Annotated in this window: 11 protein-coding genes and 1 pseudogene; 7 read left to right on the top strand and 5 right to left on the bottom strand. The window is 73.7% G+C overall.

The genetic code is table 11. The features are described from left to right. The first annotated feature begins 4 nt into the window (after positions 1 to 4). A complete protein-coding gene (locus G443_RS02685; protein ID WP_026418175.1) occupies positions 5 to 958 on the top strand; it encodes an ABC transporter substrate-binding protein in 954 nt (317 codons plus the stop codon). A gap of 474 nt (positions 959 to 1,432) precedes the next feature. Here G443_RS02685 and G443_RS02690 read toward each other — a convergent pair whose 3' ends face one another. Beyond that, positions 1,433 to 3,100, bottom strand: coding sequence for a peptidase M16 family protein (locus G443_RS02690; RefSeq protein ID WP_155886073.1), 1,668 nt, complete (start codon positions 3,098 to 3,100; stop codon positions 1,433 to 1,435). 373 nt (positions 3,101 to 3,473) lie between these two features. Here G443_RS02690 and G443_RS02695 point away from each other — a divergent pair, with 373 nt between their 5' ends. Both G443_RS02695 and G443_RS02700 read left to right on the top strand, forming a co-directional pair. Beyond that, complete coding sequence (locus tag G443_RS02695; RefSeq protein ID WP_026418173.1) at positions 3,474 to 3,911, top strand: nitroreductase family deazaflavin-dependent oxidoreductase; 438 nt, start codon at positions 3,474 to 3,476, stop codon at positions 3,909 to 3,911. A 260-nt stretch (positions 3,912 to 4,171) separates the two neighbouring features. Further along, positions 4,172 to 4,378 (top strand): P-loop NTPase family protein, encoded by a 207-nt coding sequence (locus tag G443_RS02700; protein WP_026418172.1) that lies wholly within the window; start codon positions 4,172 to 4,174, stop codon positions 4,376 to 4,378. 504 nt (positions 4,379 to 4,882) lie between these two features. Here the strand turns inward: G443_RS02700 and G443_RS02705 are convergent. From G443_RS02705 to G443_RS02715, 3 genes are read right to left on the bottom strand one after another with little or no spacing between them, the layout of a single operon-like run. Beyond that, positions 4,883 to 5,830, bottom strand: coding sequence for a hypothetical protein (locus G443_RS02705; protein ID WP_026418171.1), 948 nt, complete (start codon positions 5,828 to 5,830; stop codon positions 4,883 to 4,885). Further along, a complete protein-coding gene (locus tag G443_RS02710; protein ID WP_026418170.1) occupies positions 5,830 to 7,218 on the bottom strand; it encodes a hypothetical protein in 1,389 nt (462 codons plus the stop codon). The genes G443_RS02705 and G443_RS02710 overlap by 1 nt, the downstream gene beginning before the upstream one ends. Continuing rightward, positions 7,211 to 7,516, bottom strand: a complete 306-nt coding sequence (locus G443_RS02715) for a DUF6403 family protein (protein WP_026418169.1) — start codon at positions 7,514 to 7,516, stop codon at positions 7,211 to 7,213. The genes G443_RS02710 and G443_RS02715 overlap by 8 nt, the downstream gene beginning before the upstream one ends. 377 nt (positions 7,517 to 7,893) lie before the next feature. Here G443_RS02715 and G443_RS02720 point away from each other — a divergent pair, with 377 nt between their 5' ends. Beyond that, positions 7,894 to 8,220: an ArsR/SmtB family transcription factor gene (locus G443_RS02720; RefSeq protein WP_035291667.1), complete on the top strand. Its 327-nt coding sequence runs from the start codon at positions 7,894 to 7,896 to the stop codon at positions 8,218 to 8,220. Between the two features lie 232 nt (positions 8,221 to 8,452). Here G443_RS02720 and G443_RS02725 read toward each other — a convergent pair whose 3' ends face one another. Further along, a complete protein-coding gene (locus G443_RS02725) occupies positions 8,453 to 8,833 on the bottom strand; it encodes a GatB/YqeY domain-containing protein (protein ID WP_026418168.1) in 381 nt (126 codons plus the stop codon). Positions 8,834 to 8,934: 101 nt separating this feature from the next. Between G443_RS02725 and G443_RS02730 the strand changes: the two genes are divergently transcribed. The 3 genes and pseudogenes from G443_RS02730 (at position 8,935) to G443_RS02740 (ending at position 13,547) form a co-directional block, all read left to right on the top strand. Beyond that, positions 8,935 to 9,588 (top strand): TetR/AcrR family transcriptional regulator, encoded by a 654-nt coding sequence (locus G443_RS02730; RefSeq protein ID WP_051313745.1) that lies wholly within the window; start codon positions 8,935 to 8,937, stop codon positions 9,586 to 9,588. Between the two features lie 151 nt (positions 9,589 to 9,739). Next, positions 9,740 to 11,244: pseudogene (locus tag G443_RS02735) on the top strand (carboxylesterase/lipase family protein). A gap of 380 nt (positions 11,245 to 11,624) precedes the next feature. Next, complete coding sequence (locus G443_RS02740; RefSeq protein WP_035291664.1) at positions 11,625 to 13,547, top strand: S9 family peptidase; 1,923 nt, start codon at positions 11,625 to 11,627, stop codon at positions 13,545 to 13,547. Positions 13,548 to 14,012 lie beyond the last annotated feature (465 nt).

The raw sequence follows: 14,012 nt of genomic DNA on the forward strand, positions 1-14,012 counted from the left end.
CGGGATGCGGGGGATCAGGCCGCTCGCGGTGCTCGGAGCGCTCGCCGTCGCGCTCACCGGCTGCGGACCGGGGTGGGGCCACGACCCCGACCTGCCGCACATCGCCATCGTCTCGAAGGGATTCCAACACCAGTTCTGGCAGGCCGTGAAACGCGGCGCGGAGGAGGAGGCCGAACGGCGGGGCGCCGGTGTCACCTTCATGGGGCCACCCACCGAACAGGACGTCGAGGCCCAGCTGAACATGCTCACCAACGCCATCGCCCGCCAACCCGACGCCATCGGCCTGGCCGCGTTGGACAGCCGCGCCACCGAACCCCTGCTCCGGCAGGCCGAGGAGGCGGGCATCCCGGTTATCGCCTTCGACTCCGGGGTGGACAGCGAGATCCCCAGGACCACCGTGGCCACCGACAACCGGGCGGCGGCCGCCCTCGCCGCCGAACACCTCGCCGGCCTGCTCGGCGGCACGGGAACCGTGGGGCTGGTCGTGCACGACCAGACCAGCGGGTCCGGGGTGGACCGGCGGGACGGCTTCCTGGACTGGATGCGGGCCAACGCCCCCGGCATCACCGTGCTCGACCCCCAGTACGGCGGCGGTGACCAGCTCGTCTCGGCCGACATCACCAAGGCCGTCCTCGCCGCGAACCCCGACCTCGACGGCCTGTACGCCTCCAACGAGGGCTCCGCGGTCGGGGTGCTCCGAGGCGTCGCCGAAAGCGGCCACGAGGACCTGGTCGTCGTCGGGTTCGACTCGGGGCGCGCCCAGCTCGACGCCGTCCGCGACGGCACCCTCGCCGGCGCCGTCACCCAGGACCCCATCGACATGGGTCGACGACTCGTCCTGGCCGGGTTGGCGGCGATGGACGGCGAGGAGCTCCCTGCCACCGTGGACACGGGTTTCCACTGGTACGACGCGCGCACGGTGGACGACCCGGCCCTGGCCGGCGTCCTCTACCAGTAGCGCCGGTCCCGCCGGGCGGGACGGCACCCGTCACCCGGCCACCCGTGCGGCCCGGGCGGAACCCGGGAACGGTGACCCACCCCGCCGAGGTGGGGAGGTACCAGGAGGAGGGGGACGGCCGTCGTCCCACCAGGGCGGGGCCGTCGCTCCGTCGCGCACCCGAACCGAGGACCGGCGCGGGCCGGAACGGAGGTGAGGGGCCCATCCACGTGGGGACACCTCACCGGTAACAGCAGGGGCCCGGCCGGGGCCGAGCCGCCAGCCCGTGGCCGGGGAACCCCGCCTGCCCCACCGCGTCCCCCGTGACCGTCCGCGATCGGCGTGCCCAGCCCAAGCAGGCGGACGGCAGGGGGCGACAGCGCGCAGCCCGAGGGGACGCCACCACCCGAGAGCTGACCAGAGGCCGGACGCCGGCACGCCACCACGGGCGAGGGGAACGCCGGTCGGCGGACCCGGCGCGGAGATCCGAGGAGGTCACGACCGGTGCAGCGGACCGTCCACGCCGAGGCTCCGCAGGTTCCGCGCGACCTGCCGCCGCAGGACACCGCTGGCCGAGGGCAGCCGGCGCTCCAGTTCGCGGACCGACATCTCCTGGTAGACGAAGTGGTCCAAGCCCCCCTCCGGCGCGGAGTGCAGGTCCTCCATCGCCTGCCGCGCCAGGCCGGCCGCCACGATGTCCACCTCCTCCATCGACCCCGGCCACCCGAGCTCGGAGGGCACCAGGTCCGGCAGCCGGGACACCAACGGTTCGCAACCGGGGAAGCGGTGCGGGTCCGCCACGATCTTCTCCCCGTTCCTCCCGTAGACCACGGCGACGCCCCGCCAGACCGACCACCCCACCACCTCCGACCACGCGACGCTCTGCCACCGGCCCAGTGCGTTGCGGTGGCAGAGCCGGTCGGCCCCCTCCACCAGCAGCTCCCGGTCCTGCCCCGGCGGGCAACCACCGGTCGCCTCGAAGCGTGCCCCTCCCTCCGGGGGGAGCGAGGTGGGAATCACGTGTTCCACCCCCGGCAACGCCAGCTCCACACCGTCGGGTACCACCACCAGGGCCGACCGCATCGCGGTCCGCAGCGCCGCCGCCACCTGCTCCGGTCTGACCCGGGCGCGGCTGCGCTCGTCGCAACCGTCCGAACCGGTCACCCCGAACAGCGCCAGGTGGGCACGGCGGAACACCTGGGACGCGGCGCGTTCGGTGTCCCGGTGCCCGGCGTCGGACCGCCGGCGCCGTTCGAGCAGCGCCGTCAGCTCGTCCTGGTCGGGTCCCGCCGCGGCGAGTTCGGTGAGCGCGGCCCAGACGGCACCGGCGGCCCGCGCGGAGGCGTCGTGCTCGCAGAACAGGTCGATCGCGACGTGCACGGTGTCCGAGGAGAGCATCGTCTGGCCCAGGATGCGGTCCTGACCGTCCCACCGGTCGACCAGGCTCTCCTGTACGGGGTGGAGCCGCAGGTCCAGCACGTCCTGGGTGACCGCCCACACCGCGTCGAGCGTCCCGGGCAACATCACGCCCACCCCGGAGTAGGGGGGCGGCCCGCCGGAGAACCACTCCGCCGAGGACCGCTGGTTCGGCGTGATGGCGGGCCGTCGCGGGGCCGCGCCAGGGGGGAGCGGTAGTCGCATCGCTCCGTCCAGGACGGGAGTGGTGATCGCGCAGACGGCGTTGCCCGCCACGAAGTAACGGGCCAGGTGTTCCCGCACCTCCCGTGGCGTGAACCGGTCCAACGGGATGTCGTCGGCCCAGTACGCGGCCCCGATGCCCGTGGACCCGTAGTCGTGGCGCAGCAGGGCCGCCGTCGGGCGGGGCACGTCCAGCCAGCCGGCCGCGCCCCGGTCCGAGAGCACGTTCTCGATGAGGTCCTCCGGCGGGTCGGCCAGCAGCTCGCACACCTCGTCGAGCTGGGCGCACACCTCGGCGCGGGCCCCGGTGGCCGCGAAGACGACCGTGTCCAGGGTGGAGCCCGACCAACTGGTCGGCACGAAGAAACCGGTGACGCGTTGCACCATCGACACCACCACCGACGTCAGGCCCGCATGCCGCAGGCCCTCGTCACGGAGGCCGACACGGAAGAGCAGGAAACCGGACACCTCGCCCGAGCCCTCCTGCCAGAACACGGGGACGCCGTTGACGTGACTCTCTCCCACGTTCAGAGGCTATCGACCACAAACGGGTGACGGGGAGTGCTCAGGGACCTGACATTCCGGCGAACTTCGCCCCCCACCCCGGAACGGGCCGACCGCGTCACCCGTTCGGCCCTGGCGTCTCCTCGCGGGAAGTGAACCCCAGCCCGGGAGCGGGGCACCCGCGGCGTCGAGGTGCCCGCCGAGCCCTGACGCCGCCCCGCGCCATCCGCCCTCCCGGCGCCGCGCGGACCAGAGCACCTCGGCTCCGCCCCCGGCGCGCCCACGACCGCCACGACCGCGTTGGGGAATAGCACGGGCACGCTCCGGCGTTACCAGGGACCGACGGCGGAGCCCGGCGCCGGGCCCGCACCAGCCCAGTGGAGAGGACGACGCGATGCCCCTAAGTGGAGTGTACGAGCCCAGCCCCGAGAAGTGGGTCCGCGACCAGGTCGAGCTGTACGAGGGCTCCGGGGGCACCGAGGGGACCACGCTCCGGGGGATGCCGGTGGTCGTGCTGACGACGAAGGGCAGGCGCTCCGGCCGGCTGCGCAAGTCGCCGCTGATGCGAGTGGAACACGAGGGCGCCTACGCCGCCGTCGCCTCGCTCGGCGGGGCGCCGAAGCACCCGGTGTGGTACCACAACGTGCTCGCCCACCCCACGGTGGAACTCCAGGACGGGCCGGTCCGCCGCGAGTACAAGGCGCGCGAGGTGACCGGCGAGGAGAAGGCGACCTGGTGGGAGCGGGCCGTGGCCGCCTACCCGGACTACACGGACTACCAGGAGCGCACTGATCGGGAGATCCCGGTCTTCGTCCTCGAACCCGTCGACTGACACGGTCGACCCGGTCCGGTCCCGGACGGCGCGGGCACCGGGAACGGACCGGCGGCCGTCCGGGGCCGCCGAGGTGGGGGTGCCCTCCCTGGTTGAGGACACATCGGAATCCGGGGTGCCCGCACGCACAACCTCCGCGCATCGTCCCCGCGGATTCCCCGAGGCGTCCTCGTGGCTCGCACGGGGCTGAGCGGCGGTGGGAGGGCCTCCCTCGTGATCGACAGGCCGCACGCCGAGGTCCAGCCGCGGTACCTGGAGGGGTGCCGCCCTTCGTCCGCCAGTACATCACCGGGCGGGACCGGCCCCAGGTGGACCGCATCACGGGTTTCGGCCCGGCGCTCGCCGTCGACCAGCGCCGGCCCAACCGCGACACCCGGTTCACCGTCGCGACCCTGACCGGAGTGGACGGCTACCTCGGCCTGCTCCACTCGCGGCTGCCCGCGCTCGCCGGCCCGACGACGGGGTGACCTCACCACCTCGCATGTCGACCGCCGCTCCCCGGAGGGGCGCCGTTCGGAGTGCCACGGCATGGGCGGCCTCGCGAGGGCACGCCCGGCGGTCGCGTGGCGCTTCGCGGGTCGAACCCGCCCCCGGGGGCCGGCGCGGACCACCGGTCATCCGGCCGAGACCCCACCCGGCGGAGCGGGGCTGGCGGCGGTGCCGGAGACCGTGCCGGCCCGGGCACCGGTACCGGCCACCCCACCTGGACGACCGGCGGGGACCGGCTCCGAGCACCAGGACCACACCGCCATCCCCCGAGGTGCGCGGCCTTCACGCGTGCCGGGTGATTCCTCGGGGGCTCGCACCCCGTCGAGCGCCCCCAGCACGGGGCGACGCACCCAGCCCCCTGGGTGTCGACGTGTCCGCCGACGCCACCTGCCACGGGTCTGCCTCGTCGCGCCGGCTGGTGGCGGGCATCCGCCGACGCCCGTCAGGGGCCACAGTCGGCGGGCCGGCGGGTTCGGCGAGTGTCAACGACTCCGGGCGATCTCACGTTCCAGTTGGCCGCACCGGCGGCTGAGCTCGTCCACCCGGGAGGCGAGGTCCCGGTTTGTGTTCTCGCCGCGCGCGTCCGCCTCCGCGATCCGGCGGAGCAGCACCGCGTAGTCCGAGGCGATGGCGCGGTACCGGTTGGCGATCCTCCCGCGCCGGCTGCGTTCCGGTGCCGGGTCGGACCTGCGGGGAGCGGGAATGCGGCCGTCGAGGTCGATGATCCGCTGGGCGAGCACGGCCGCGTTCGCGCTCAGCGCACTGCGCTTGTCCCGCGCCGCGTCCCGACGTCGCTGACGTCTGGCCGCGAGCCGGCCAGCGCGCAGGGACATCAGGTACACGCCGGTCGACCCGACGACCACCGCGCTCAGTGCTGCCGCCGCGACCAGGTAGCGGGGCAACGACGGGCTGATCGCCCGCGCGCCGTCCGGCACCGTGCCCGACTTCACGAGCTGGTCGTAGTTGACCGCCACCACCTTGAGCGCTTCCAGGGGCTGGTCCACGAACTGCCCCACCCCCGTGGCGATTCGCATCTCCGCGACGAAATTCTTGCCGAACCCCTCGCCGTCCCCGTCGGGCAGCAGGGCGCACCCGTAGTGGTCGAACTTCTCCCCGTCCGCGTCCGGGCTGAGGAACAGCACGACGTTGCCGTTGGCGGCGCCCCTGACGCTCCCGCAGGCGGCGCGCATGTCCGCCTCCGGTTCGAGGAGGGCCACCACCACGCGCCGGTTGCCGAGGATGCGTTCGGCCCGCTCCTGGTCGAGGTCGTAGCCGGGCGCCGCGTACACCGACGAGGTGCGCACCTGCCTCGCCACGGGGCTCGCGATGTCCCCGGCGCCGGCGGACCACAGGGCCCACCCGGCCAGGCCGAGGCATGCGAGCAGCGCGAGGCCGAAGGGGGTGCCGAGGAAGGTGCCGAGCCGCTTCATCATGCGAGCCTGCCCTGGAGGTAGACGTTCGGGCGGTAGTCCGTGCGGCCCACCGCGCGGGCCGTGTCGTCGAGTTCGGCCTCCGCCTGGGTGAGCAGCGTCTGCACGTGCTGGTCCGGCAGCTTGTCGTCCAGGGCCTTCCTCGCCCCTTCCAGGGCGGTCAGGCCCCGCGTCAGCGATGCGTTCCCGTCACGACCGGTCAGCGCCGACACCTCGATGGCCAGCGCGGTCAGGCCGGCGAGCCGGGCCGCCGAGTGCCCCCGCTGGTACTTCCTCGGGCGGGTCACCGGTCGCAGCACGGACCGCACCGACAGCCCGAGGAACACCAGGACGCAGGCGGCGAAGATCCACGGCAGCGCTGGCAGCGTCACCCGGAGCGGATCGAAGGGCTGGTAGGGGAGTGGGCGGTCGAACAGGCCCGCGTAGCGGACGTCGGTCACCCGGTTCAGGTAGGCGTGCAGCACGTTGTGCTGCGGGTAGTCGTACCTGCTCAGCCGTTCCGTGAGCTGCCCGTAGAGGCCGGCCGCGACGACCTGGGCGAACTCCTCCTGGTCGGGACCGTGGTACTCGACCCACGACCCGTACATGACGACGATCGGGCGGCCCGGGAACTCCGCCGCCAGCGCCGGGCCGTACTCCGGCACCGGCTGGCCCCACTCCTGCTGGGGGAAGACCGCGTAGAGGGCGTCCCCGTCGGGGAATGCCGTGGCGGTCGCCTCGGGGAGGGAGTCCATCGTGCTGCCCTCGGCGGTGTGCAGCCCGGTCTCCCGCAGGTCCGCCGTGACCGGGCCGAGCTCCTCCGCCGTCGGTTCGCGCCAGGCGATGCCGTCGCCGTCCTCGCCGTCCTCGCCGTCCTCGCCGTCCTCGTTCTCCTCGTCCCGCAGCTCTCGGAGGAGGCGGGTGACCAGGCTGGTGACGTCCCCGGTGCCGAACACCTCCCGCCAGCCGTCGAAGTCGTTGGGAACGACCTGGAAGAAGCCGCCGGTGACCTCGGTGCCGATGACCCTGACCGTGGCGTTCTCGACGTCCCGGACCCGTCCTCGCTCGTCCTCGTCGAGGCCGGGTGGGGCGATGAGGACCCGGGAGTCGGTGCCGCCGATCTCCGCCCGAACCCGGTCCTCGTCGATGTGGGCGACCGAGCCGGGAAGGCGGACGATCTGGTCGTCCGCCACCATCCGCGTCATCTCCTCCACGGAGGGGACCGTCGCGTCGCTCAGCTCCCCGGCGTCTCCCTCGGGGACGGGGTCTGAGGAGGAGGGGGACTGCCCGTAACTGACGTCGATGGTGCGGCCCTGGACCACGAGGAAGATCGTGAGGACCACCACGGCGACACCGAGCGCGCCCCAACGCAACCATTCGGACCACGCACGCGCTGGGCGATCAGTCACCGGACGCCTCCCGCCACAGCCGGTCCGCGCGCCGCGCGTACTCGGCCGTCGTCGCCGCGGCATCCGGGCCGCCCCGGTCGGCCGCGATGAGCTCCGCCCTGGCCAGCAGTCGCTCGGCCTCCTCGACGCGAACGGGGGTGGCGTCCCGGCTGACCGTGGCGCGGGCGATCTCCGTCCGCGCGGTCGACCACGCGGTTCGGCGGCGGAGGGCGCGGGCCCTCCGCTGGGGTAAGAGCGTCGCGCCGACGCCCGCCGCCACGAGCACGATGGTGCCCGCGATCCAGATGAGCCAGTGCATGCGGGCCACTCCCGGTAGTGAGGAAGACGGACGAGGCGCGTGTCGCGTATCCGGATTCTGCCCGATGACCTCGGCGTTCCGGGCGGGATCGTGCGCTGTCACCGTTGGTGACCGGGGAGTCGGGGAACAGTGATCGTCCGAGGTGGACACGGAGCCTCCCGTGCGTCGAGGGGCGACCTGGTTCGTGGCGTGGCGCGGATCGGTTCGTGCTCGGCCGAGGTGCTGGACCTCCTCGTCACCGGCCCAGGGGAACCGTCGGCGCGAGGTCCGAGCCGGGACCGGTCGCCCGTCCCTCCGGCGGAGCGGCGGTGTCGTCCGGGTGGCCCGGATGCCCATCGCCGTTGATTGATGTCGGGCGGGCGGCGGATACTGGCCGCGTGCACGCCTTCGACGTCCTTGGTGATCCGGTCCGGCGCCGGATCCTCGAGCTGCTCGCCGACGGGGAACTCCCCGCCGGCGCCGTCGGGGCGGTCGTGCAGCGCGAGTTCGGCATCTCCCAGCCCGGCGTGTCCCAGCACCTGCGGGTGCTGCGGGAGAACGGATTCGCCACCGTCCGGGCGGAGGGGGTCCGACGGCTGTACTCGGTCGACCCCGAGCCCCTGCGCCAGATCGACGACTGGCTCGACCGGTACCGCCACTTCTGGCACCAGCGCCTGGACGCGCTGGGCACCGAGCTGGCCCGGGGACGCCGCGAGCGCGACTAGGGCAGCGGTTCCGTGGACCCCCGACCGCGAGCGTCCGCCGCGGCGCGCGGCCTGGCGGTCACCGGCCCGCCGAGTGGTGGCGCTACCCACGGGGGTGAGGGGCCCGGCGTTCTCGGCCCTGCCGGCCGGGTGCTGGCCACGGGAGTGGGCTGGCCGGGGGCCAACCGATCCGCCGCCCCTCCTGACGAGCGCCGCGTCGTGCGGAACGGGAGTTCGCGGTGCGCCCTCCTCCTCAGCTGGTCGCCGACAGGTGGTGCTGGATCACCTCGGCCTCCGCGTGGAGGCGGTCGGCGTGCTCGTGCCGCCCCCCGCGCTGGTACTCCGCGGCCGCCTCCCGCCGTTCCCGTACCTCGTTCTCCACGATCGTCCGCTCCTCGGCGGCGGTGAGCTGACGGCGGTCCACCTCCGTCGAGCCCGCACCCGCGGTCGTTCCGGCGACGTGTTCACTCGTGACCGAGTCGGGTGCGACGCCAGGCCCGCTCGGCGCCGAGGGTGGGAGAGGGACGGCCCCGGCGTTGTCGATGGCTGCCAGTGCGGAGCGGAGCGCGGCGATCGCGACCCGGTCGCGGGCCTTGAGGGCGGTGCTGAGGGCGTCGCGCAGCGTCGAGCGCACGGGTGGCTCCCTTCCGGGGACGTGGGCTCGGCCTCCGGATCGGCACCTGACCGGCACCGGCCCCAACGAGCCCTGTTTCGATACGAGCATATGATAAACACGTGCCACGCATCGTCGATCATGACCAGCGCCGCGCCCAGATCGCCCTGGCGTTCCAGCGCCTGCTCGCCGCCGAGGGGATCGCGGGGGTGTCCTTCTCCAGGGTCGCGGCCGAAGCCGGTGTCTCCGTCGGGTTGATCCAGCACTACTTCAGCGGGAAGGAGGCCCTGCTGCGCTACGCCTACGACGACGCGACGAGCCGACTCGGGCAACGCGTGCGACAACGGGTGCGCTCCCTGGAGGCCGCCGGGAGACCCGTTCGGGAGGTGCTGGTCGACAGCCTCGTCGAGCTGTTGCCGCTCGACGAGGAACGTCAGGTCGAGTACCGCGTCCGGAGTGCGCTGTGGTTCCAGGCCACGCACCACCCCGGCCTCGCCGAGGTGGCCAGGAGGTCGGGTGGTGACCTCCTCCGCCATGTCACGGACGTCGTCGTCGACGGGGTGCGCCGGGGCGAGGTGGGCACCACGCTGGACCCCGAGCTCGCCGCCCGCGCGGTACTGGCGACCGTGCGGGGGCTGGCGGACCAGGTCGCGTTCTCGGGTGCCGACGCCTTCCCGGCGCGGGACGTGCTGCGCTCGGTCGTCGTCCGGGTGATCGCCGGTCCGGAGGGTGACCCTCGCGGGACGGCGGGAGGTGGATCGGGGGTCCCGGGATGACGGCCACCGGCGGCATGTGCTTTCATGACAATATGTTCGTATTGTTCAGGCTTGGTTCGGTGGAGGGTGCTCCGCGTGGTGGAACACCCCGGGCCGGCCATCCCCTCCCGGTCGGCGGGGCCCGTCCCGCCGTGACGAAGGAGCACCGGAGATGACCGAGCACGTCCTGGTCCACCTGAGCACGGGCCCCGTGCGCGGCCGCCGGCTCGACGGGCACTCCTCGTTCCACGCCCTTCCCTACGCCGCGCCGCCGCTCGCGGAGCTGCGGTGGCGTGCCCCCGCCCGATAACCCCCTGGACCGAGGTCCGCGACGCCACGCGGCCGGCGTCGCCGGCCCCGCAGGTGGCGCGGTCCTTCGCCGAGGCCCCCTCCCTCGACGAGGACTGCCTGACGCTGGACGTCACCGCGCCCGACGGGGCGGACGGGCGCCCGGTGATCGTCTGGCTGCACGGGGGTGGGGGCACCAACGGAGGCGTGGCCGGCCGTGACGCCCACCGACTGGCCGTCACCGGGGACGTCGTGGTCGTCACGCCGCAGTACCGGCTCGGGGTGTTCGGGTGCTTCGGCCATCCGGGACTCCGGGACGGTGGGACCTTCGGTCTGCTCGACCAGCAGGCCGCACTGCGCTGGGTGCGGGACGAGATCGGCCGGTTCGGCGGCGACCCGGGCAACGTGACGCTGGCGGGCGAGTCCTACGGGGCCCTGATGATCGCCGCGCACCTCGTGTCACCCGCGTCCGAGGGGCTGTTCCACCGCGCGGTCCTCCAGAGCCCGTTCGCCGTGCTGGGCACCACCACCCCGGCCAACGTCCTGATCCCCGGGGTCCCGGCCCTCCCGTCGCGCTGGACCGGGGCCGAGGACCTCGACCAGCTGGGAGCGGCAGTCGCCCTCGACCGGGGCTGGGTCGAGCCGGGCAGCTCGCCGGACTCCGCGCTCGACCAGCTGCGGCGCGTGCCGGTCGCCGAGCTGCTCACCGTCTCGGACGCCTTCATCCGACCGGCGTTCGGCAGCGCCACCCTCCCGGAGTCACCGGCGACCGCCCTGCCCGCCGGGCGCTTCCACCGGGTGCCGCTGCTGGTGGGGGCCGCCCGTGACGAGGCCCGTTTCTTCGTCGGCGTGTTCGCCGACCTCGTCGGCAGCCCGGTCACCGCCGACCGTTACCCGGCCCTGCTGACCGAGGCGTTCGGGGACGCGGCGGCGGAGGTCGCGCGACGGTACCCGCCGGAGCGCTACCCGACACCGGGCCTGGCCTGGGCGCGGATCAGCACCGACCGCGCCTGGGCGTGGCCGACCTGGGAACTGGGCCGTGCCGTCGCGGCCCACGCCCCGACGTGGTTCTACGAGTTCGCCGACCAGGACGCGCCCCCGCTGGTGCCGGTCCCGGACTTCCCGCTCGGCGCCTACCACGCGGCGGAGCTGGCCTACCAGTTCGACATCGCCGGTGCTCCCGCGCTGACCGGGGAGCAGCGGGCCTTCGCCGAACGGATGAACCGGTACTGGGCCACCTTCGCCACCCGGGGCGACCCGACCCACCCGGACCTGCCGCCGTGGCCCGACCACTCCGCCGGCCACGTCCAGTCCCTCGCGCCCGACCGGATCGGCGGCGTCGACTACGCCGCCGACCACCAGCTCGACTTCTGGGCGCGCATGCCCTGAGTCGTTCGCGGCCGACCCTCGGCTCCTGGGCGCCCGTCGTCGCCCGCGCCGGGCGGTCGGCCACCCCTGGGGCCTGGCGTCGGGGGGAACGGTCGGCGGTCGTGCCACCGGACCGCCCACCAGGACACGCGGTCGCCGGACTCCGACCGGCGGGCGGGGGCGGCTGGCGTCGCCGGGTGCGTCGCTCGGCCGGGTCCCGGGTGGGGAGGTGCTGGGGTCGATCAGGGAAGAGCCCCCGTCGGGGTGCGGCGTTCGAGCCGGGCGCACCCGTCCACATCGGCACGAGGTGTGATGCGGAGCACCCGGCATGGGCTTGAGCCGGATGCGGCGGCACGGTTGTGGATGGAGGTACCCGCACCGCGATCTTCGGAGGTGGAATCGTGACACCCGGACCCGACCTGATCACCGTCGAGGAGTTCTTCGCCCCACCCGCCCGCATCGATGCCCGGATCTCCCCGGACGGTAGGACGCTCGCCTACCGCGCACCGTGGCGGGACCGGCTCAACGTGTTCGCCCGCGACCTCGACGGCGACTGGCCCGACACCGACGACCCGGACGACCCGACGGTCCGGCGCCTCACCTCCGACGACCACCGCAGCATCGACACCTTCTTCTGGAGCGCCGACTCCCGCTACCTGCTCTACCTCCAGGACTCCGACGGCGACGAGAACCACCACCTGCACCGCGTGGACCCGGCCCACCCGGAGGAACCCGCGGTCGACCTCACCCCGTTCCCCGGTGCGCGCGTGCTCAACACGCAGTGCTGTGACGATCGGCCCGCGTCGGTCTTCGTCCAGATCAACGCTCGCCGCCCCGACCTGGTCGACCTGCACGAGCTCGACCTGGACACCGGCCGGCTGACCCCGCTCGCCGAGAACCCCGGTGACGTCCTCGGCTGGCTGCGCACGTCGACGGGACGAATCCTGGCCTTCGGCATGGCCGAGGACGGAACACACCTGCTCTGGGAGCGCGATGGTGGGGAGTTCCGCCTGATCAGCCGGTTCTCCGGTCTCGACCACCTCTTCGGGCCCTTCCCCCAGGTCCCCACCCCGGACGGGTCGGGGTTGTGGATCGGTTCCGCCCGTGGCTCGGACCGCACCCGGCTGGTCCGGCTGGACCTGGACACCGGTGAGGAGACGGGGGTGGACAGCCACCCGCTGTTCGACCTGGACACCCCCCGCCCCGAGGCCGATCCCCGTTTCCCGTCCTCGCTGATCGTTCACCCGGCCACCGGGGAGTTGCTCGGCGTCCGCTACCTGGGCGAGCGGCAGGAGATCCACGCCCTCGACCCGCACTTCGCCGAGGTCCTGCCCCGGCTGGCGGAGCTGTCCGATGGCGACCTCGCCCACGTGTCGTGCGACGACGCGGGGCAGCGGTGGGTCGTGGACTTCACCCATGACCGCGAGCACCGGGCCACCTGGTCCTACGACCACGCCACCGGCACCGCCCGGCGCCTGTTCCGCCCCTACCCGCACCTCGACCCCACCCGGTTGGCGCCGATGGCGCCTGTCTCCGTGCGTTCCCGCGACGGTGTGGACCTGCCCTGCCACCTGACGCTGCCGGTGGGGGTGGAGCGCAGCGACCTGCCGACCGTGGTGCTGCTGCACGGTGGGCCCTGGTACCGCGACTGCTGGGGCTACGACCCCGAGGTCCAGTTCCTGGCCAACCGGGGTTACGCGGTGCTGCAGGTCAACTTCCGGGGCTCGACCGGATATGGCAAGGCGTTCACGCGGGCCGCGATCGGGGAGTTCGCCGGTCGCATGCACGATGACGTTCTCGACGCCGTGGACTGGGCGATCGCGCGGGGGTACACCGATCGCGACCGGGTCGCGATCTACGGCTGCTCCTACGGGGGGTACGCGGCACTGGTGGGAGCGGCGTTCACCCCGGACCGCTTCGCCGCCGCGATCAGCTACACCGGGATGTCCGACCTGGTCGAGCTCGTCAGGGGGGTCGTGCCCTTCGCCCGGCGGAGCGTGCGGAACTCGTTCATCCGGTACATCGGCGACCCGGACGATCCGGAGCAGGTCGCCGACATGACCGCCCGCTCGCCCATCGACCGCGTCGACGACATCACCGCACCGGTGCTGCTCATCCACGGAGCGAACGACGTCAGGGTCGACCGTGGTCACGCCGACCGGGTCGCCGAGGCGTTGCGTGCCAGAGGGGCTGAGGTGGAGTACCTGCTCAACGAACGCGAGGGGCACTGGTTCGTCAACCCGGACAGCAACATCGAGCTCTACCGCACCCTGGAGCGGTTCCTGGCCCGTCACCTCGGGGGGCGTGCCGCGAGAGGGGGCTGACCCGTGCCCTACTGGTTCTCGACGGGGGCGGCGGTCCACGACCGCGAGGGCCACGATCACCCGGCACCCGTCCGAGGAGCGCACCCGGCTGTTTCCGCCCGTCCTGGTGCGCGCCGGCCGTCCCGGTGTGCTCGGCTGTCCGGGCAGGGGTGCCGCTGGGTGTGGCCTACGGGATCTGGGTAGCCGCTGGCGCCGCCTTGGTCGCGGCCACCGGTGAGGTCGTCCTCGATGACGGGCCCCGACCCGGTGCGGGTGTACCGCACCGCTGATCGCCGGTGGACTCGCCGTGGAGCTCGGTGCTGGTGCCTGACGGGGGTGGTCGGCCTCGTCCACCACACCCCGACGACACCGGCGTCGGAACGGGCCGTGGACGAGCGGCGGTCCGCCCGCCCGGGACCGTGGCCCCCGGTGTCGCGGCGGGACGTGGGGCCTTCGGGGTGACGTGGGTTATCCCGGGCAGGTCAC

Origin of the sequence: Actinoalloteichus caeruleus DSM 43889, assembly GCF_000429185.2 — a bacterium.
In the GTDB taxonomy this organism is placed as follows: Bacteria; Actinomycetota; Actinomycetes; order Mycobacteriales; family Pseudonocardiaceae; genus Actinoalloteichus_B; species Actinoalloteichus_B caeruleus.

Excerpts from the sequence above, each read along its gene's own strand:
- G443_RS02705 (WP_026418171.1), bottom strand. The coding sequence starts at position 5,830 with ATGAAGCGGCTCGGCACCTTCCTCGGCACCCCCTTCGGCCTCGCGCTG.
- G443_RS02685 (WP_026418175.1), top strand. The coding sequence starts at position 5 with ATGCGGGGGATCAGGCCGCTCGCGGTGCTCGGAGCGCTCGCCGTCGCG.
- G443_RS02695 (WP_026418173.1), top strand. The coding sequence starts at position 3,474 with ATGCCCCTAAGTGGAGTGTACGAGCCCAGCCCCGAGAAGTGGGTCCGC.
- G443_RS02715 (WP_026418169.1), bottom strand. The coding sequence starts at position 7,516 with ATGCACTGGCTCATCTGGATCGCGGGCACCATCGTGCTCGTGGCGGCG.